A 17,772-nucleotide genomic window follows, 5' to 3' on the forward strand; every position below is an offset into this window, starting at 1 on the left:
GAGCCGTGTCAGACGCGCAGTTCCGCGCCCGCACGGATCATCGCGTCGATATCCGACGCGACCACCACGTCCGTGAACCGCGACCGATAGTCCCCGAGGTCGTCGCCCACCGAGCCCACGACGGCGACCACCGGCACACCGTCACAGCGGGCGATAACAGCGGAGACGATCTTGCCCGCGCGCGACTGCCCGTCGAGCCTGCCTTCCCCGACCACCACCAGATCGGCGGAGCGCACCGCCGCGTCGAAACCGACGGAGTCGAGCACGAAGTCGGCACCGGAGCGCAGTTCCGCGTCGAACCGCGCCCACATGCCACCCGAGAATCCGCCGGCCGCACCGGTTCCCGCGATCGGACGGGGGTCGCGGGGCAGTGACACAGCGGCATCCTCGAGCCGGCGTGTGAGGAGTTCGACCGTTGCGGAGTCGGCGCCCTTCTGCGGCCCGAAGACCCGAGCCGCATCGGTGTACCGGGTCGTGACATCGGTGAGGACGGTGACGCGGGTGTCCCCGAGGCCGCCCGCATCGTCGATCGCGGCGATTGCACCGAGCCCACCGTCGGTGGTCGCGGAACCTCCTGCTGCGACGACGATGTGCCGGGCCCCGCGCCGCGCCGCCTCGGCCATGAGCATTCCCGTCCCGTAGGTATCGGCGGTGACCGCATCACGCGGACCGTCGTGCGGTGTGGTGATACCGCTGGCGGCGGCGAGTTCGACGACCGCGGTGCCGTCCGCCCCGAGACCGAAGACCGCACGGCACGGCGCACGCCACGGATTCACCGCGTCGGCCCGGATCGTCTCCAACCCGAGGGGTCCGGTCAGAGCCGCCAACGTGCCCTCGCCACCATCGGCAACCGGCATGCGTGTGGCGCGATGTCCCGCCGACTCGGCGCCTCGGGCAATCGCGTCGGCGACCTCGTCGGCGCTGTACGTCCCCTTGAAGCTGTCGGGCGCGATGAGAATTCGCACGGCACGGGCCGCCTCGTCGCCGCGGTGTGAGGTCACCGCAGCACCCACTGGAAGGCCTCCGCCTCGGACCGCGCACCCTGGCGGGCGCGGGATCGGTTCGGTTCGTCGAGTTCGGTGACGAGGTCCTCACCGAGTTCCACGAGAGCCCCGAACCGGGCCGGGTTCAGCCACGTCGGACGCATCGCGAACAGCAGGTCTTCGCTGGCGGTGTTGCCGCTCGCCCCGGGTGCGAACGGGCACCCACCGAGTCCGGCGAGCGCACCGTCGACCACGCCCGCTCCGGCCGCGACCGCAGCGAGGCTGTTCGCGACACCGAGCCCCCACGTGTCGTGCCCGTGGTAGACGATGCGCCGTTGCGGTGACTCCGTGCGAATGCGGTTCACCAGCGACTCCACCTGACCTGGCACCGCTTGACCCAGGGTGTCGGCGAGGACGATGTCCTCTGCGCCGTCGGCCCGGGGGTCGTTCGCGATCTCCAGCACCCGGTCGGGGTCGACCGGGCCGTCGAACGGACATGTGAAGGCTGTGGCCAGGCACAACTGGATGCTGCCGCCCACTGCTCGTGCATGTTCGACGGCGGCCGGCATCGCCTCGAGACTGTCGTCGGTGTCGCGGCCGATGTTCGCGCGGTTGTGTGCGTCGGACACCGAGAAGCAGTACTGGAATCGTCGCGCACCCGCTGCGGCGGCCTTCTCCACGTGCCGGGGCGTCGCGACCCACACCCAGCACCGGTCGAGTTCTTCGGGAGTGAGAGCGGACACCAGTTCCAGTGTGTTCGCCATCGGAGGCACCAGATCGGGTCGTGCGAGCGAGCCGATCTCGAGTTCCGGCACGCCGGCGGTGAGCAACGCGCGGACCACCTCGACCTTGCGTGCGGTGGGCAGCATCTTCCCGGTGAGTTGCAGGCCGTCCCGCAGAGTCACGTCCCGGAGGATCGCACCCCCTGCAGGATCGTTCCCGTTCTTCGGTTCGGTCACCCTCTCGCCTCCACCCTCGCGCGCACCGTTCTTCTGGGACCAGTATGGTCGCGCGGCAGGACGAGCACGATTCGTGGACACACCGGGCGGAGGGCGTGGGATCTGTGACAAGTGACACTATCCTTCCGATCGGATGGAGACTTGCCGGAAGGTACGGGGAAATGGGTGTGTTCGTCGGGAAAGCGCTGCTCTGGTTCGCGCTGTTGGCAGGACTGGTGGGGGCCGGCGTGGCCGTGTACGCCCTCCACGTCAACGGTGCGGTGGGGTCGCTGATCGTCGCGTCCGTCGCGGGCCTGGTGTTGCTCCGGCTGAGACCGGAGGCTCAGGGCGATACGGAACGTGATGCCGCCGCGACCTGACGTGCCCCGGGTCCGCTGAGGGGGCACGCTGCGCCGACAGGTTCGTCGCGGGCGGAAATGTATGCTGGCGGCCGGGTGCCCTGATCAGGGCGTCGGGCGCGGAAATGGGCCCCGCGGCCGTCCCTTCGGTCGCGGAATAGGAGCAACGGGTCGTGTCGCTGTGGTCACGTGCTTTGTCGGTCGAGGAACTCGAGGACCGGCCGTGGAGTGAGCTGATGCCCTGGCTCGACCGTTACGGGTCCGCTCGCACCGTCGCGTTGTCCGCGCTCGCTCCCACCACCCGGTGGTGGGAGGTCCAGTCGCCCGCCGAAACCGCGAAAGAGGCGGGCATCCCCGAGATGTGCGCCGAACTCGCGCGGATCTTCGTCACCGACCATCCGGATCTCCGGTTCGCGGATGCGTTGCTCCGCGATGTGAGAATGCCGGTGTCCGCGCTCGACCTGGATGCTGCGGCCGCGACGGTGATCGCGCGTCTTCCGCACGCCCCCAGCACTGCCGAGTTGTTCAGCCGCAGCCCCGCCGACCTGTTCGTGGTGCGCGGTGCCGACCGCGACACGGTCGACGAAATCGTCTGTGCGGTCCTGGTCGCGACGGTACTGCGCGATCCCGACCCTTCCCTTCCCGGCAGCGAGCCGGCAGAGGCGTCCACCTCGGTCACGGAGGTCCCGGCGCTCGACCTGCTCGTCGAAGACCTTGCACACCTGGCGCGCTGGCGGATGCTCAGCGGCGAACCCGACCGGCCCTTGCTGCGTGTCGACCTCGACGAAGGAGCGCCCGAGGAGATCCGCACGGTGGCAGCGCGTATCCGTGCGCTCACCGCGGGTGATCTTCCGGTTCCCGCGCCGGACGACCCCATTTCCGAACTCGGCGAATACATCCAGGCGTTGCCCGAACCGGAGCGACAGGCACTGCGACGACGTGTCCGCGACGGCGAGGACGACCCGGCCGCTCCGTCGACGTTCCCGTTCGGCACGGCGGTCGGTGACCTGCTCGCCGCGCTGCGCGTGCGGGTGCGACCGGTGGCCGCGTTCGACCGCATCCTGCGCGACTTTCCCGTGCTCACCCGGCCCGTGCCGGCGCTGGGCGCGCCGCTGTGGCAGGTGCTGCACCGCCTCGACGACCGTTTCGAGGTGGCCGACGGCTGGGTGGCCGTTCCGGATCTGCCCGATGCGGAGAAGCAGACCCGGGCGCTGCTCGCAGAGTTCGAATCCGCCAACGGGGTGGTCGAACCCGCCGCTGTGCAAGCCACCTGGACGTTGCCGGCCGACGAGTTCGCCGCGTGGACGCAGTACTGCGGGACGTCGATGTTCGAGGGCCGGCTCCTCGGACAGCAGGACGACCTCGCCGGACGCGCCGCCCAGGTACTCGAGGTGCTGGGAGATCCGCACACCGCGGACGAACTCGTCGCCCGCATGGGCGTGAACGCCGACGTCCACACGCTCGTCGCCGAACTCACCGACGACGAGCGTTTCGTGGTCGAGAAGGGCCGCTGGTCACTCGCGGAATGGGAGACCGACGTGGTCACCGCGATCCGCAACCGCATCGCCCGTCTGGTCGACGATCGGGACGGCAGCGCGCCGGTCGATGTCGTCGTGACCGGGCTGGTGGAGCGGTTCGGCATTTCCGAAGATTCTGCCCGGACCTTCGCGGCCGGAGGAGAATTCGAGGTCACCGACGATCGTGTGGGGCGCCGGCGGCGTGCGCACGTGCCCACGTCGAAGCCGGAACGGACCCGCCGGCTCTACCGGCTCGACGACGGCTGGCGTCTGCGCATACCGGTCACGCGCGACCACGTGCGCGGCGCCGAGTGCGCGGTGCCGTCGGCGGTGGCCGCGCTCGCCGGGTGCGATCCGGGCAGTGAGATCGTCCTGCCGTCGCGCTTGGGCGGACAGACCTTGCGCTGGTCCGGACCGGCCCCGCAACTCGGGTCGATCCGCCGGTTCCTCGAGGACATCGGGGTGGATGCGGGTGGAGAACTCTTCCTCGATTTCCGCGCGGACGGCCGGTTCGACGTGTTGCCGCTGCGCACGGTGGCCGACAACGCGGAACCGTTGCGCAAGGCGCTTGCCCTTGTCGGACACACCACGCCCGAAGTGGTCCCCGAGGACCGAATGGCCGAGGCGTTCGCGACCGCCCTGGACCTGGGTGCAGAAACCCGGCCTCGTCGAATTCTGTCCGCCTACCGGGCCCGCCGTGAGACCGATGTGGTTGCCCTCCTCGAAGATGCCTGGGTGCGTGTGCCGAGCTGAGCACGCTCACCGGACGACCGGTCGCGGCTACCGCGCCGACGTGCCGCCGGCTGCAATGATCGCCTGGAACTGATCGTGCAGGGCTTCTGTGAGTTCGCGAACCTCGGGAACGAGTTCGGGATCGACGATGATCGTCACGGTCAGGGTGCCGGCGTACGACAGTGCCACGAAGGCGACGCCCACGTTTCCCGTATTGACGATCAGCGGCACAATCGCGGAGACACTGGCTCCCGCAAACCTCAGCGGTGACGACGGGCCCGGCAGGTTGGACAGAAACGAATTGACCAGGCGCTGCCGATCGACGAACCAACGGAAGATCCGGATGGCTGCCAGGACGTCGAACAGCAGGCCGATCAACGTCGCCGACCGCCCTCGCACGCTCGACTTCTGCGCGCGGGTGCTGCGGGAAACGGAAACCGACCGCTGCGCCGGAGTTCCGGCCAGTGGTACCCGAACCGGCATGACGCCGACCTGATTGCCCAACTCGCCGTCCGCGTTCGCACCGCGAGCAGAGACCGGAACCGAGATCACCAACTCGGCCGGGTACTCGCCACGCGTGCGCAGGATGTCGGCGAGTGCACCGGAGGTGGCGACCAGCAGCACATCGTTGACAGTCGCGCCCCATCGCCGCCCCACCGAACGGATCGCGTCCAGATCCACTTCGACCGTCCCGACCACTCGTCGAACACCGGTGGGCGCATTGAACGAACATCGGGGGGGCACGTCCACCGGTGCCCCGTCCGAGTTCCGCCCACGCTGCAGGAAGACCCGCGACGGACTGTGGAACTCGGCGCAGGCTGCGAAGCCGTTCGATCACGTTGTCGGCGAGCAGTTCTCTCGTCCGCGGCCGCGGAGAGGCCCGGTGCCGGCCCGGCGGAATCGAGGGGCCCGGCTCGTCCGAGACGTCTGCGCCGTCGACGAGATGCGCCAGCACGGCCAGTCCTCCGATCCCGTCGGCCAACACGTGATGCATCACCATCACCAGTGCTGTGTGCCCGTGCGGATCCGCGATGTCGGTGACGAGAATCGCGCGCCACAGCGGCCGCGACCGCGGCAGCGGCCGGGTGAGTGCGTTCACCGCGAGGGCCATGGCGGCATCCCGGCCGCCGGGAGCCGGGCATCGCACCTGTGACAGGTGAGCATCGACGTCGAAGTGCTCGTCGTCCAGCCAGTAGGGTCGGCCGAGCCCGAGCGCAGGTTCGGACAGGCGCTGCCGCAGTCGCCGAATCCCGGTCAGTCGTTCGGTGAGCGCGGCCTGCAGCGCCACCGGGTCCGGCTCGTCGTCACCGGAGAGGAAGATCGCGGCACCGACGTGGAGGGGCACCGGCCCGACATCCGAGACGAGTTCGGTCAGGTCGCCGGGACCGATGCGCTCTATCCGCCTCGGGTCCGCCACCCCTCCAGGATCGCAGGTATCGCTCTTTGCCACGGGCACACCGGACCGGGCGAGCCGGACTCGGCCCGGACACAGACATCGTGGGGTCGAGGAAAATCGGGTAAAGGTGACTCTGCGCCACCGCCGGCTGCCGCCCACGATCGAGGGCACCTGATGCGATCGGTTCTCGTCCGTAGCACGATGGAGCAATGACCGACGCGAGCACCGAATCCACCGGACCCACCGCCACCGACTCCGTCGTGGATGCGCTGCGAGGGGCCGTGGCGTCCGTGGAAGCGGCTATCGTCCGGCTCGAAGGCGAAGACGCGGCCCCGGACACCGCGGAAAGCGTGCTGGCGTCGGTAGGGGCGCCCGCGCTGGGCGACATCGTCACGCGCCACAATGCTCTGACCAGGGCTGCCGCGATAGTCGACCACCGTGGCACGCTGCCCGACGCAGACTGGACGCCGCTCGCAGAACTCGGGTCGCGGCTCGACGAGACCGTCGCCCGTCTGCAGGCTCACGCGTCGGCCCTTCTCGACGGAGCCGACGCGGACAAACCGGTGCAGGAGCACCTGGAATACCTGCACACGATCGCGGTCGAGGAGCGACTGGGGGAGACCCTCCAGCTACTGGTCCTGGTCGAGGACTGTCTGTTTCTGTGGCATCGCGTGCGCATCGCCCGGGAGGGTTCCGCACCGGAGGTCGTCGCGGCTGCCCGGTCGGCGCTCGCGCGGCACTTCGAGGGGGACGGCGACCTGTTGCGACGGGCGCGCAGGGCCCTGGCGCGGTTCGCGGAGGGATCCCCGCTCGAGGTGGTCCGCCGACTGTCCTCGAGCCGCACCACCCGCGCATTGTCGACACTGCGCCGCGATCTCGACGACTACCGCGCGGCCTTCCGGGCCGATGACGCCGGCTGGCTCGCGGACGAAGATCCGGATGTCGCCGAGGCGCTCGACTCCATCGACAGTCCCCTCAAGGCGGTCGGCGGAGCGCTCGGCGACGTCCTCGAGCGCGGTCGCGCCCGGGTGACGGAGACGTTGAGCCGCGACGACGGGGACAAGACATCTGCCGCGGATCCCGAACGGCCGTAACCGCCTCTAGTCCGATTCCTGGCCGCCGTTGCGCCTTCGACGCCGTAGAACGCCGGCAGACGCGGTACCTGCCCGCCTCCGGCGTGTGGGCCGCGGTCGCGGTCGTCGTCGTCCCGCCGATCTTCCGTTTTTCCTGACGTACGAACAGAGTGCGCGCCGCGACGTGACGTGACGTGACGTGCGAGGTGTCCCCGGATGCTCTGCGGACTACGGTGAGGACATGGCCCGGACCGACGGCGTGCCCGGATACACGCTCCGGCAGCTCGCGGCGTTCGCAGCGGTCGCGGAATGGGGCACGATCACCGCAGCCGCCGATGCGCTGCACATGTCCCATTCGGCGCTCTCGGCCGCCATCACCGATCTCGAGAAGGCGCTCGAGGTCAAACTGTTCGTCCGGCAGCGCGCGCGGGGGGTGACCCTCACCCCGACCGGACATGAAGTCCTCGAACGCGCCAGAGTGCTTCTCCACCATGCGGCGGAACTCGAAAGCGACGCGCGTTCGGAGGCGGGCGCGGTGGTGGGACCGGTTGCAGTCGGGTGTTATCCGTCGCTCGGACCCACATTGCTCCCCTCGCTGCTGGCCGATTTCACCCGGCTTCATCCGCGCGCGCGGGTCGATTTTCGGGAGGACACCCAGAATCGGCTGCGGGGTCTGCTCGACGCGCACGAACTCGATGTCGCCTTCCTCTACGACCTGGATCTCGAACCCGGACTCGAGATCGCGAAACTGGATGTCCGCCGTCCGATGGTGTTGCTGCCGGTCGCTCATCCGCTCGCCGCCGCGCCCGCGGTCCGGCTCCGCGACTTGGCGACCGAACCGATGGTGCTCCTGGATGCACCGCCGAGCTCCGGACATGCCTCTCGAGTGTGCGCGGACGCCGGCTTCGCGCCGATCATCGGGTACCGAGTGCAGAGTTTCGAGACTGCCCGGTCGTTCGTGGGGCGTGGCCTCGGCTGGACTCTGCTGCTGCAGAGACCTGCGAACGACACCACCTACGAGGGGCTCCCGCTGGCGCTTCGGGACGTGGTCGACCCGGTGCCGGCATCGGTGGAAGTAGTGCTCGCGTGGCGTGGCGACGCCCTGCTGAGTCGTGTTGCCCGGACTTTTGTCGACTTCGTCATCGGGGCACAGGGCACCGGGTCCCAGCGCTGACCGGGCACAACGTCCCCTTTGACGGAATTTCCGGGAAACAATCCGCGTAATCCGCGCTTTTCAAAAGATTGTGACGGCCCTCATGATTACTCGGCCAAGTCCGAACGCTCGTTAATCGGACGTAGTCCCATCATTCCGCCGGAGGGCACGAACATGACCGTCCTTGACGCGACGCCACGGGCGTCGGCTGCCGTAGCGCGCAAAGCCGCGCTCGGGAGCTTCGTCGGTACCGCGATCGAGTGGTACGACTTCTTCATCTACGGCACCGCCGCAGCGCTCGTCCTAGGGCCCCAGTTCTTTCCGGGTTCATCCGACGTCGCCGGCACCCTCGCGGCGTTCGCCACGCTCGCGGTCGGTTTCGTCGCCCGGCCCATCGGCGGGGTCGTCATGGGCCACTTCGGTGACAAGATCGGCCGTAAGTCGATGCTGGTGGTGTCGCTGCTGCTGATGGGATTCGCCACCGTCGCGATCGGATTGCTGCCGAACTACGCCGCGATCGGCGTGGCGGCTCCCGTCCTGCTCGTGGTGCTGCGCTTCATCCAGGGCCTCGGCGTCGGGGGCGAGTGGGGCGGAGCGGTTCTCGTCGCCACGGAGAACGCCCCGGCCGGTAAACGGGGTCTGTACGGCGCCGCGCCCCAGTTGGGAGTGCCCGCAGGTGTGCTGCTCGCCAACCTCGTCTACCTGCCGATGACGATGTTCCTCAGTGAAGAGGCGTTCAACTCGTGGGGTTGGCGGGTTCCGTTCCTGGCATCGGCTGTGCTCGTCTTCGTCGCGATGTGGATCCGCCTCGGCCTGGAAGAGAGCACCGAGTTCAAGGCCGCGAAAGATGCGCCCGCCGATGCCGCCCGCAAGATGCCCATCATCGAGGTGCTGACCCGGCACTGGAAGACCGTGTTGCTGGCCGGCGGTACCTTCATCGCGACCAACGGCATTGCGTACGCCTACATGGTCTACGTCCTCAAGTACGGCGAAGCCGAACTCGGCTACAGCAAGACCGCCATGCTGGCGCTGCTCATCGTCTCCTGCCCGTTCTGGATGGCGGGCATGGCCTACAGCGCGTGGCGCTCGGACCTCGTCGGACGCCGCAACATCTACCTCAAATCCTCGACTGCTCTCGTCGCTGCGGCCGCCCTGTTCTTCCCGCTCATGGATACAGCCGTGCTGCCGGTCATGTTGCTGGCGATGATCATGCTCGGATTCACCCTCGGCTGCTGCGCCGGACCACAGTCCGCACTGTTCGCCGAGCTGTTTCCCACCGAGATCCGCTACAGCGGTGCATCTCTCGGCTACCAGGTCGGCGCCATCCTCGGCGGTGGACTCGCGCCGATGATTGCGACCTCGCTCTTTGCGGCCACCGGCACGTCGATGGCGATCACCGGCTACTTCGTGTTGATCGCCCTCGTCAGCCTCACGAGCGTCCTGCTCCTCCGGGTGCCGTCCTCGTACGTTCCCGGGAGCCCCGAACAGCGGATCGTCCGCCCCGTCCAGGAAGGTGCCTGACACATGTCGACCTACTACCAGCCTCCCCGGTACCCGGCGTCGACGTTCGAGTCGATGTCTCCCACAGACGAGGCACTGCCCGTCGTCGTCGTGGGTGCGGGACCTGTCGGTATGGCAGTCGCGCTCGGACTAGCGCAGCGTGGCATCCCCGTCACGATCCTCGAAGCAGCAGACCAGGTCTCCTTCGGTTCTCGCGCGATCTGCATCTCTCGCCACAGCCTCGAAGCCGCGGCGCGTCTCGGGTTCGGAGCCGAACTCGAGAAGATCGTCCTCCCGTGGGTCGGTGGCCGCAGCTTCTTCCGTGACGAGCAGGTCTTGCACTTCCGGATGCCGATGCGCGACTTCGACGTCCGGCCCCCGATGATCAACGTCTCCCAGTCGGAGTTCGAGCAGATCATGGTCGACACCATCGAGAAGAATCCGCTCATCACGCTGTGTTGGCAGTCGCCCATCGCAGGGATCCTGCGGGGTGACGACGAAGTCACCCTGGAGGTCGACACAGCGGAAGGCAAGCGTCACCTCCGTGCGCGCTACGTCGTCGCAGCCGACGGCGGGCGCAGCCGTATGCGTGAGCTCGCCGGTCTGCGCTTGCAGGGAACGAGCTACGAGGGTCGCTACGTTATTGCCGACATCCATTGGGAGTCGGACCTTCCTGCCGAGCGCATGGTGTGGTTCGATCCGCCGAGCAACCCTGGCTCGACGATCATCATGCACAAGCAGCCCGGCGACATCTGGCGGATCGACTACCAGCTCGACCCGTCCGAGGACGCCGAGATCGAGACGCAGGAAGACGCCATCCGGGTCCGCATCGCCAAGCATCTCGACTGGCTGCGGAACGACCTGCCGTGGACGCTCGAGTGGAAGGGCTTCTACAGCGCACGTGCACTCGCACTCGCCGAGTTCACACACGACAGGATCTTGTTCGCCGGCGACGCTGCGCATCTCGTGCCGATCTTCGGCGTGCGCGGCCTGAACTCCGGCATGGAAGACGCCGAGACCCTTGCGTGGCAGCTCGCCGCCGTCGTCCACGGCAATGCCGACGAATCGCTGCTGGCGGCGTATTCGTTCGAACGTCACAACGCGTGGGAACAAAACGTCGCCAACGCAGGCAAGTCCACCCTCATCATGAGCCCGGGCAGCCACGGTTACCGCACGACGCGCGACGCGATTCTTGCCCTCTCCGTGCGCCGTCCAGAGTTCGCTCATCTCATCAACCCGCGGCAGTCCAGCGCTACGCACGCGCGGCTCTCGCCGCTCACGTGGCCCGTGGCCGCCGGAACCGCGGGCATCCTGCCGGGTGATCCGGTCGAGGACCGCAAGATTCGTGTCGTCACCGCCGACGGTGTCGCGGATACTTCGCTGAACGAGGTCCGCGGCAACGGTTTTGCCGTCGTCGGCTTCGGGCTCGACGAGGCCGCCGGCGCGGCGCTCGCGGCTGCCACCCGGAAACTCGGGGAAGCGCTGTCGCCCGAGAACGTGCGCGCACTGAATGTCGACAGCACTGCCGTCGACGGGGTCGTCTCTCTCGTCGCCGAGGATCTGGCGGAGGCGATGGGTGCGGGCGCAGGTGAGGCATTCGTGATCCGGCCCGACGGGCTGCTGCTGTGCCGTGTCGCTGTCGGCGAGCTTCCGGCAGTCGCCGAGTCGATCCGGCGTGGGGTCGCTCCCGAGGGGGTCGCGCTACCCGCACAGCCCTTAGAGCAGATCGCGGTGGACGAGCAGCGGCGCGAGAACGTGTGGCTGGGCCTGTCGGCCGCACTCGATCAGGCCGACGAGAACGACCGCGAAGGGTTCCTCGCACGCCTCGCGCTGTTGCTGGGTTCGCAACTCGACCACGTGCAGTTCGAGGAGGCTATCGCTGCCGCCTCCGACACGTCTCCGCTGCGCGTCGGCGAACTCGCTCCGCAGGATTGACGCCCACCTGCATGAGGGTGGCCGGAGGCCGTGTTCGCGCCGCTCCGCGCTGCGAATACGGCCCCGTGCCGTCCGAGTGAGCGTTACCGGTCTTCGGGGCCGACCAATCCGGATCGAAAGGCTATCGCGACGAGATTTGCTCGGTCGCGCGTGGCGAGTTTGGCCAGGATCCGGGTCACGTGTGTGAGAACGGTGGCGGGACTGATGAACAGTTTCGAGCCGATGTCGTCGTTGGACAGACCGAGTCCGACCTCGGCCAGGATCTCGCGTTCCCGGTTCGTGGGTCCGTCGAGTTGCCCGGTGTCGCGCGCGCCCGCCCCGCGTGCGGCGGCCTGCATCCCGCGCCGGGTGACAGTCGGCGAGAGCATGGCGTCCCCGCCCGCCACGGTGCGGATCGCGTTGCGGATATCGCCGGGAGCAGTGTCCTTCACGAGGAAGCCGACGCACCCGCACGGATCGTGTCGAGCACGTTGTCGTCGGTGTCGAATGTTGTGAGTACCACCACGTGCACCTGGGAAAGCGCCGGATCGTCGATGATCCGGCGGGTCGCGGCGATCCCGTCGGTGCCGGGCATCCTGATGTCCATCAGCACGACGTCGGGAGCAGTGGCGGCGACCATGAGCACGCCGTCGTCCCCGTCGTCCGCCTCACCGACCACGACGATGTCGTCCGTGCGCTCGAGCAGCGCCCGCAGGCCTTCGCGCACGAGAGCCTGATCGTCGACGAGCACGACCCGGATCATGACGATCCTCCTGCGGGAATGCGGGCATCGACGACGAAGCCGCCGCCGTCCGGAGTTCCGGTTTCGACCGTCCCGCCGAGCAGGGTGACGCGTTCGCGCATGCCGGTCAGACCCCAGCCCGTGGACGGACCTGCCCGCGATCCGCGGACGTTGTCGCTCACGCACACTCTCAGAACACCGTTGCGGCGATCCAGTACGACAACGGCTTTCGTCGCATCGGAATGGCGGAGGACGTTGCTCAGGGCCTCCTGGACCACCCGGTACGCGGTCGCATCCACCACTGCCGGGAGTGTTGCCGGCGGGGGGAGCGGAGTGCCTCGACCGTGGCATGCAGTTCGGACACTGCGCGCGAACACGAGTCGCGGACGGCCGACAACGATCGGTGCGCGGGGGCCGGATCGTCGTCGAGCGACTCGGAGGCGACGTCGGTGTGCAGCGAGATCACCGACACGGTGTGGGCGAGCAGGTCGTGGAGATCGCGTGCGATCTGGAGTCGCTCGTGCTCCACGCGACTCGCGGCCTCCCGTTCGCGTTCGAGGCGCGCCGACTGTTCCCTGCGGACCATTTCGTCTCGCAGAGCGCGCCGGGAACGGACGCTGTCGCCCAGGGCGATGAGCGCCGCCATCAGTCCCACCGACCTCCGTGGCCAGAAGTAGATGCCGGAGGATCGTGAAAGACGTTGGGGTAGAGGATGACTGTTTCGGTGAGGATTCCGCCGAACACGATGATCGTGATTCAGCTGTAGGCCACGGTCACCGCGGTACGGGGAAAGAGACTGTTCTGTCTCATGGCGACGACGCTAGTTTTCGGGCGTCCCGCCGTCGTCCGTCCTGCGACGTAATCGCAGTACGACCTCCGACGTAGCTACAGCTTTCGCAGGGCGTCCAGCGCCTCGCCGATCGGCGTGTCCCCGTTGTTGAATTCGATGGTGAGACCGGCGGTTTCGGGTCGCTCGAGTACTGCCGCGGCGACGGCGGCCACGTCTGCGCGCGACACCTCCGTCGGCTCGGTCGCGCCGTGGCCCGCGATCTCGATGCGTCCTGTCGGCGGGTCCAGGGTGAGACGACTCGGGCCGAGGATCGTCCACTCCAGATCCGAGCCGCGCAGATGCGTATCGGCGGTGGCCTTCGCCTCGGCGTAGGCGAAGAAGCTGTTGTCCTCCGGTACGCCGTGGTCCGGGCGGGACCCGTAATACGACACCATCACGTATCGGGGCACGCCTGCCTGTTGCGCCGCCGCCATCGACGCGATCGCAGCGTCGCGGTCGACGGCGTACGTCCGGAGCGGGCTGCCGCCCCCGGCGCCCGCAGTCCACACCAGTGCATCGTGTCCCTGCAAAAGTTTGTTGAACTCCAGGGCATCGAGCTGCTCGACGTCGGCGATCACCGGAATCCCACCGGCCGCACGCACGTCACCGGCGTGGTCGGGATTGCGGATGATCGAGGAGACCTCGTGGCCGGCCTCCGACAGCAGGCGCTCGAGGTGTAGCGCCACCTTGCCGTGTCCGCCGAAAACTGCGATACGTGCCATGTCGATGCTCCTAGCGTTGCGGGCGGTGTACTCGATCAGCATGCCCACATCCGGTCGTCTCTACGCCCAGGTCGGCTCAGCGGAGACGCTCGAGGGCCGAATCGACCAGGTATTCGGCGATGGCCAGGGACGATGTGGCGCCTGGTGAGGGTGCGTTGCGCAGGTGCACGATGCGTCCGTGTCCGGAGATGACGAAGTCGTCCTCGAGACTGCCGTCGGCGGTCATCGCCTGCGCTCGTACCCCGCGCGGCCCGGGAAGAAGATCGCGGGCGGTCAATCCGGGCACATATTTCGCCGCTTCGGCGGCGAAACGGCGCGTGCTCACCGCCGTGCGCAACTCCCGGGTGGCCGCGGGGACGTTGTGCGCTGCGAACCGCCAGAAGCCGGGGAACCCGACGGCCTCGCGCAGGTCGCGCCAGGACCACCCCCACCGCGTGTACAGCTCCCGCGCGGGGGACAGGAACGCGTTGGGGCCCACCATGATCCGGCCGTCGATTCGCGGGGTCAGGTGCACTCCGAGGAAGGGATACCGCGGGTCGGGTACGGGATAGATCAACCCCCGCACCTTCCGGGAGGGTTCCGGTTTCAGGAGGTGATAGTCGCCGAGGAAGGGGACGATGCGGGGGTCCGCACGGTCGCCGGCGCGACGCGCCAGGCGGTCGGACTGGAGGCCAGCACAGGTCACGACCAGATCGAAGGACTCCAAATCGAGAGAGCCGGCCGCGGTGGCGGACTCCACGATCACCGCCTCGGCCCGGGCACGCAGGCCGGTCACCGTCGTACTCGTGCGCACGACACCTCCCGCAGCACCGACGTCCTCGGCGAGGGCATGTGTGACGGCGGTGTAGTCGATGATCGCGGTGCGGGGTGAGTGGAGCGCCGCGATGCCCACCGCGTGTGGCTCGATCGAGCGGATCGCCTCTGCGTCCAGTCGCCGGAGTCCGGGCACGCCGTTTGCGGTCGCGCGTGCTTCGATCGCGTCGAGCCGGCCGAGTTCGGCGGTGTCGAGTGCCACGACGAGCTTGCCGCACTCGTCGTACGGAAGGTTCTTCTCGGCTACGAAATCTGTAAGCAGTTCCACGCCCCGCCGGCACAGGCGCGCCTTGAGGCTCCCGGGCGGGTAGTACAGGCCGGCATGCACGACGCCGCTGTTGTGGCCGGTCTGGTGCCCGGCGAGAGCGGGTTCCTTCTCGAAGAGCGTGACGTGCGCGTCGAGCAGTGCCAGGCGTCGCGCAGTCGCGGCCCCGATGATGCCGCCGCCGACGACCGCTGCGCGGAAAGTGCCCATACGCGACACCTTAGGGACCCGACCCGGCGAACAGGCATCCATCGGCAACTCGAGGTGATCCGGCCGGGTAGGGCCCGAGCCAAAGGACCGAGGCCCGCACTCCGCCGGCGGTCACCGGATTGCGGGCCTCGGGGTATTCGTTTGCCGAGCCGATGTGGAGGCGGTTGCTCCGGGCTCAGCGGTTACGGTCGGAGCTGTATGCCCACAGCCAGTCGGTGTACTTGTAGCTCGAGGTATCACGAATGCGGAACAGCTCGTTGCGCGCTTCGCGGGCGGCGCCGTCGAGGTGCCACAGGTCGCCCCACATCCGGCCGGTGGTGAGGATGCGGTTGCAGCGTGGCGCGCGCTCGGCGTTGACGTCCTGCAGGATCTTCGGCCAGTTGGTGTTGTCGCCCTTGTAGTCCTCGGCGGCGTAGTCGGCGAGACACTTGGCATCCTCGAGCGCCATGACGGCACCCGACGCGAGGTACTGCAGCGGCGGATGCGCCGCGTCACCGAGGAGGAGCATGCGGCCGTCGACCCAGTTGTCGATCGGATTGCGGTCGAACATCGGCCACCAGCGATCGGTCCACAGGTACTTCAGGGCCGAGCGGACGCTCTCGTGGCAATGCTCGTAGGCGTGCTCGAGTTCCTCGGGGCTTCCCCACTTCTCCTCGCCGCGCAGAAAGGCGGGCGACTGGAAGACGGCCACCTGGTTGAGCATCTCGCCCTGGCGCAACGGGTACTGGATGAAGTGGCAGCGCGGGCCGATGTAGCCCACCACGTCCTCGATGTCCTCTTCGAGGGGGACCTCGTTCATCGGGAACGTGCCTCGGAACGCCACGTAGCCGGAGCCGACGGGCTTGTCGTCGGAGATCTTGGGGCGCAGGCGCGAGTGCAGTCCGTCCATCCCGAGAGCGATGTCGCCGACGTGCTCGTCACCGTTCTCGAGGATGACGCGGACCCTGTCGCCTTCGGTGACGACGTCCGTGACCGTGGAGTCGGTGCGCAGGTCGGCGCCCGCGCGACGGGCCGCGTCCACGAGCACCGAATGCAGATCCGAGCGGTGCACGACGAAGTACACACCGCCGTAGTGCTCCTGGTATTCCCGGCCGAGATTCACCTTGGTGAGGATCTCCGCGGTCACCGCATCGCGGAAGACGAGGTTCTTGGGCAGCACGCCCTTGGCGATGACCTCGTCGTAGACGCCGAGCGACTGCAGGATGCGCGAGCCGTGCGGGCCGATCTGGAGTCCGGCACCCACCTCACCGAACTCGGCGGCGCGCTCGAAGAGCGTGACGTTCGCGCCTTTCAGGGCGAGAGCGAGGGCGTTGGCGACGCCACCGATGCCGCCACCGGCAATCAGTACTCGCGCGTCCTTCAGATCGGACATGACACTCCTTCGGGTCGGGAAGACGGGTGGGTCAGTGGGCAAGGATCGGGCCGCGCGGCGCGTCGTGACTGGTGGGGAACTTCCGCCAGATCACCGAGAGCAGCAGGGCGGAGATCAGAGCGCTGACACCGAAGAGAACGAAGTTCGAATCGGCGCCGAGTCCGGCAGCGAGCAGCCAGCCGCCGATCTGTGGTGCAGCGACGGCGCCGATGCGTCCGACGCCGAGCGCCCAGCCCAGGGCTGTGCCCCGGAGATGGTCTGGGTAGTACGACGCCACGGCGGCGATGATGAGTGCCTGCGTGCCGTGGGTACCGACACCGGCGAGCACGAAGATCAGATAGACCACAGCGACCGGCGGATCGAGCAGCAGGGTCAGAAGTGCCACACCGGCCAGCAGTGCGGCAATGATGCTCGTCGGCACGGAACCCCACCGGACGCCACCCCACGCGGTGACGAACGATCCGACCACGGCGCCCAGGTTGAGCGCCAGCGCGAACGTCAAGGCGCTACCGAGGTCGGTGCCCTCACCCTGCATGAGCTTGGGCAGCCAGGTACCGAGGCCGTACCACGCGAGCAGCGTCACCACCGTGACGGCGGCGAACATGATGCTGATGGTGCGGAATCGGGCGCCGAGCAGTTCCCTGAACCCGCCCGCTGCGCTGCCCGGATGACCGTGGGGATCGTGCGCGGGCAGAACCTTGATCGCCAGGGGGACGAGCACCACCAGGGGGATCAGTGCGAAGAGGAACATCGGCCGCCAGCCCCAGTTGGGGATCACCGGGATGCCGACCAGAGCGGCGATCGAGCCACCGATCGGAACGCCGGACATCATCATGGTGGCGACGGCGGCGCGCCACTTGTCGGGCACGAGTTCGGCTGCGAGCGCGTTGGAGGTGGGCACGAGGCCCCCCAGTCCGATGCCGGCGATGAGGCGCAGAATTCCGAAGACGATCGGCCCGGTGGCGAGCGCGCACAACGCGGTGAACACGGAGAGCACCACGACACACCCGATGACGGCCTGCTTGCGTCCGACCACGTCCGACAAGCGCCCTGCGAGGACTGCGCCGATCATCATGCCCAGGAAGGCGAGGCTGCCGAGCGTGCCTGCGGTGGAGGAACTGATTCCCCACTCGTCCTGGAGGCTGGAGATCACGTTGCCGTAGACGATGAGGTCGTATCCGTCGAATACGACGAACAACCAGCAGACGATGACTGCGGCGATGCTGCCGCGAGCCATGGGCAGTCGGCGTGCAC

At 68.2% G+C, this 17,772-nt stretch carries 16 protein-coding genes and 1 pseudogene; 6 read left to right on the forward strand and 11 right to left on the reverse strand.

From position 1 onward, the window contains the following. Positions 1-8 precede the first annotated feature (8 nt). Positions 9-965, reverse strand: a complete 957-nt coding sequence (locus RDCOP1_RS10040) for a glycerate kinase (RefSeq protein ID WP_072700415.1) — start codon at positions 963-965, stop codon at positions 9-11. A gap of 32 nt (positions 966-997) precedes the next feature. Next, complete coding sequence (locus RDCOP1_RS10045) at positions 998-1,942, reverse strand: hydroxymethylglutaryl-CoA lyase-like TIM-barrel protein (protein ID WP_072699982.1); 945 nt, start codon at positions 1,940-1,942, stop codon at positions 998-1,000. Between the two features lie 161 nt (positions 1,943-2,103). Between RDCOP1_RS10045 and RDCOP1_RS10050 the strand changes: the two genes are divergently transcribed. Together RDCOP1_RS10050 and RDCOP1_RS10055 are read left to right on the forward strand one after the other, a co-directional pair. Further along, positions 2,104-2,301, forward strand: a complete 198-nt coding sequence (locus RDCOP1_RS10050) for a hypothetical protein (RefSeq protein WP_072699984.1) — start codon at positions 2,104-2,106, stop codon at positions 2,299-2,301. A gap of 152 nt (positions 2,302-2,453) precedes the next feature. After that, positions 2,454-4,550: a hypothetical protein gene (locus RDCOP1_RS10055; RefSeq protein ID WP_072699985.1), complete on the forward strand. Its 2,097-nt coding sequence runs from the start codon at positions 2,454-2,456 to the stop codon at positions 4,548-4,550. Positions 4,551-4,577: 27 nt separating this feature from the next. On the opposite strand, the pseudogene RDCOP1_RS10060 reads toward RDCOP1_RS10055, so the two are convergent. Next, positions 4,578-5,946 (reverse strand): annotated as a pseudogene (locus tag RDCOP1_RS10060) (wax ester/triacylglycerol synthase domain-containing protein). A 188-nt stretch (positions 5,947-6,134) separates the two neighbouring features. Here RDCOP1_RS10060 and RDCOP1_RS10065 point away from each other — a divergent pair. The 4 genes from RDCOP1_RS10065 to RDCOP1_RS10080 all read left to right on the forward strand — a co-directional run bounded on the left by RDCOP1_RS10065 (position 6,135) and on the right by RDCOP1_RS10080 (position 11,586). Further along, the gene (locus RDCOP1_RS10065) at positions 6,135-7,019 is read left to right on the forward strand and encodes a hypothetical protein (RefSeq protein WP_072699987.1); all 885 of its coding nucleotides are present in this window, start codon (positions 6,135-6,137) and stop codon (positions 7,017-7,019) included. Between the two features lie 220 nt (positions 7,020-7,239). Beyond that, positions 7,240-8,172: a LysR substrate-binding domain-containing protein gene (locus tag RDCOP1_RS10070; RefSeq protein ID WP_072700417.1), complete on the forward strand. Its 933-nt coding sequence runs from the start codon at positions 7,240-7,242 to the stop codon at positions 8,170-8,172. A 153-nt stretch (positions 8,173-8,325) separates the two neighbouring features. Then, positions 8,326-9,672, forward strand: a complete 1,347-nt coding sequence (locus RDCOP1_RS10075; protein ID WP_072699989.1) for an MFS transporter — start codon at positions 8,326-8,328, stop codon at positions 9,670-9,672. A 3-nt stretch (positions 9,673-9,675) separates the two neighbouring features. Further along, positions 9,676-11,586 carry an FAD-dependent monooxygenase gene (locus RDCOP1_RS10080; protein ID WP_072699991.1) on the forward strand — a complete coding sequence of 637 codons (1,911 nt, stop codon included), beginning with the start codon at positions 9,676-9,678 and terminating at the stop codon, positions 11,584-11,586. Positions 11,587-11,669: 83 nt separating this feature from the next. Here RDCOP1_RS10080 and RDCOP1_RS21925 read toward each other — a convergent pair whose 3' ends face one another. The 8 genes from RDCOP1_RS21925 to RDCOP1_RS10115 form a co-directional block, all read right to left on the reverse strand. Then, on the reverse strand, positions 11,670-12,017 hold the full coding sequence (locus RDCOP1_RS21925; RefSeq protein WP_307718193.1) for a response regulator transcription factor: 348 nt from the start codon (positions 12,015-12,017) through the stop codon (positions 11,670-11,672). Further along, entirely contained in the window at positions 12,014-12,328 is a 315-nt protein-coding gene (locus tag RDCOP1_RS21930; protein ID WP_307718194.1) for a response regulator, read from the reverse strand. Before RDCOP1_RS21930 ends, RDCOP1_RS21925 begins: the two co-directional genes overlap by 4 nt. Further along, a complete protein-coding gene (locus RDCOP1_RS10090) occupies positions 12,325-12,609 on the reverse strand; it encodes a sensor histidine kinase (protein WP_143152191.1) in 285 nt (94 codons plus the stop codon). The genes RDCOP1_RS21930 and RDCOP1_RS10090 overlap by 4 nt, the downstream gene beginning before the upstream one ends. Then, on the reverse strand, positions 12,567-12,953 hold the full coding sequence (locus RDCOP1_RS10095) for a histidine kinase (protein ID WP_231923035.1): 387 nt from the start codon (positions 12,951-12,953) through the stop codon (positions 12,567-12,569). The genes RDCOP1_RS10090 and RDCOP1_RS10095 overlap by 43 nt, the downstream gene beginning before the upstream one ends. 239 nt (positions 12,954-13,192) lie before the next feature. Beyond that, positions 13,193-13,858: an SDR family oxidoreductase gene (locus RDCOP1_RS10100; protein ID WP_072700419.1), complete on the reverse strand. Its 666-nt coding sequence runs from the start codon at positions 13,856-13,858 to the stop codon at positions 13,193-13,195. Positions 13,859-13,934: 76 nt separating this feature from the next. Then, positions 13,935-15,146: an L-2-hydroxyglutarate dehydrogenase gene (gene lhgD / locus RDCOP1_RS10105; RefSeq protein WP_072700421.1), complete on the reverse strand. Its 1,212-nt coding sequence runs from the start codon at positions 15,144-15,146 to the stop codon at positions 13,935-13,937. A gap of 175 nt (positions 15,147-15,321) precedes the next feature. Further along, positions 15,322-16,518 (reverse strand): FAD-dependent monooxygenase, encoded by a 1,197-nt coding sequence (locus tag RDCOP1_RS10110; RefSeq protein WP_072699998.1) that lies wholly within the window; start codon positions 16,516-16,518, stop codon positions 15,322-15,324. A gap of 31 nt (positions 16,519-16,549) precedes the next feature. Further along, the gene (locus tag RDCOP1_RS10115; RefSeq protein WP_231923034.1) at positions 16,550-17,755 is read right to left on the reverse strand and encodes an MFS transporter; all 1,206 of its coding nucleotides are present in this window, start codon (positions 17,753-17,755) and stop codon (positions 16,550-16,552) included. Between the last annotated feature and the right edge of the window lie 17 nt (positions 17,756-17,772).

The sequence above is a fragment of the Rhodococcus coprophilus NBRC 100603 genome, assembly GCF_001895045.1.
GTDB lineage: Bacteria > Actinomycetota > Actinomycetes > Mycobacteriales > Mycobacteriaceae > Rhodococcus > Rhodococcus coprophilus.

Bases quoted from the DNA above. Each gene is read 5' to 3' on its own strand.
- RDCOP1_RS10050 (WP_072699984.1), top strand. From the start codon at position 2,104: ATGGGTGTGTTCGTCGGGAAAGCGCTGCTCTGGTTCGCGCTGTTGGCA.
- RDCOP1_RS10065 (WP_072699987.1), top strand. From the start codon at position 6,135: ATGACCGACGCGAGCACCGAATCCACCGGACCCACCGCCACCGACTCC.
- RDCOP1_RS10070 (WP_072700417.1), top strand. From the start codon at position 7,240: ATGGCCCGGACCGACGGCGTGCCCGGATACACGCTCCGGCAGCTCGCG.
- RDCOP1_RS10075 (WP_072699989.1), top strand. From the start codon at position 8,326: ATGACCGTCCTTGACGCGACGCCACGGGCGTCGGCTGCCGTAGCGCGC.
- RDCOP1_RS10080 (WP_072699991.1), top strand. From the start codon at position 9,676: ATGTCGACCTACTACCAGCCTCCCCGGTACCCGGCGTCGACGTTCGAG.
- RDCOP1_RS21930 (WP_307718194.1), bottom strand. From the start codon at position 12,328: ATGATCCGGGTCGTGCTCGTCGACGATCAGGCTCTCGTGCGCGAAGGC.
- RDCOP1_RS10095 (WP_231923035.1), bottom strand. From the start codon at position 12,953: ATGGCGGCGCTCATCGCCCTGGGCGACAGCGTCCGTTCCCGGCGCGCT.
- RDCOP1_RS10100 (WP_072700419.1), bottom strand. From the start codon at position 13,858: ATGGCACGTATCGCAGTTTTCGGCGGACACGGCAAGGTGGCGCTACAC.
- lhgD (WP_072700421.1), bottom strand. From the start codon at position 15,146: ATGGGCACTTTCCGCGCAGCGGTCGTCGGCGGCGGCATCATCGGGGCC.
- RDCOP1_RS10110 (WP_072699998.1), bottom strand. From the start codon at position 16,518: ATGTCCGATCTGAAGGACGCGCGAGTACTGATTGCCGGTGGCGGCATC.
- RDCOP1_RS10115 (WP_231923034.1), bottom strand. From the start codon at position 17,755: ATGGCTCGCGGCAGCATCGCCGCAGTCATCGTCTGCTGGTTGTTCGTC.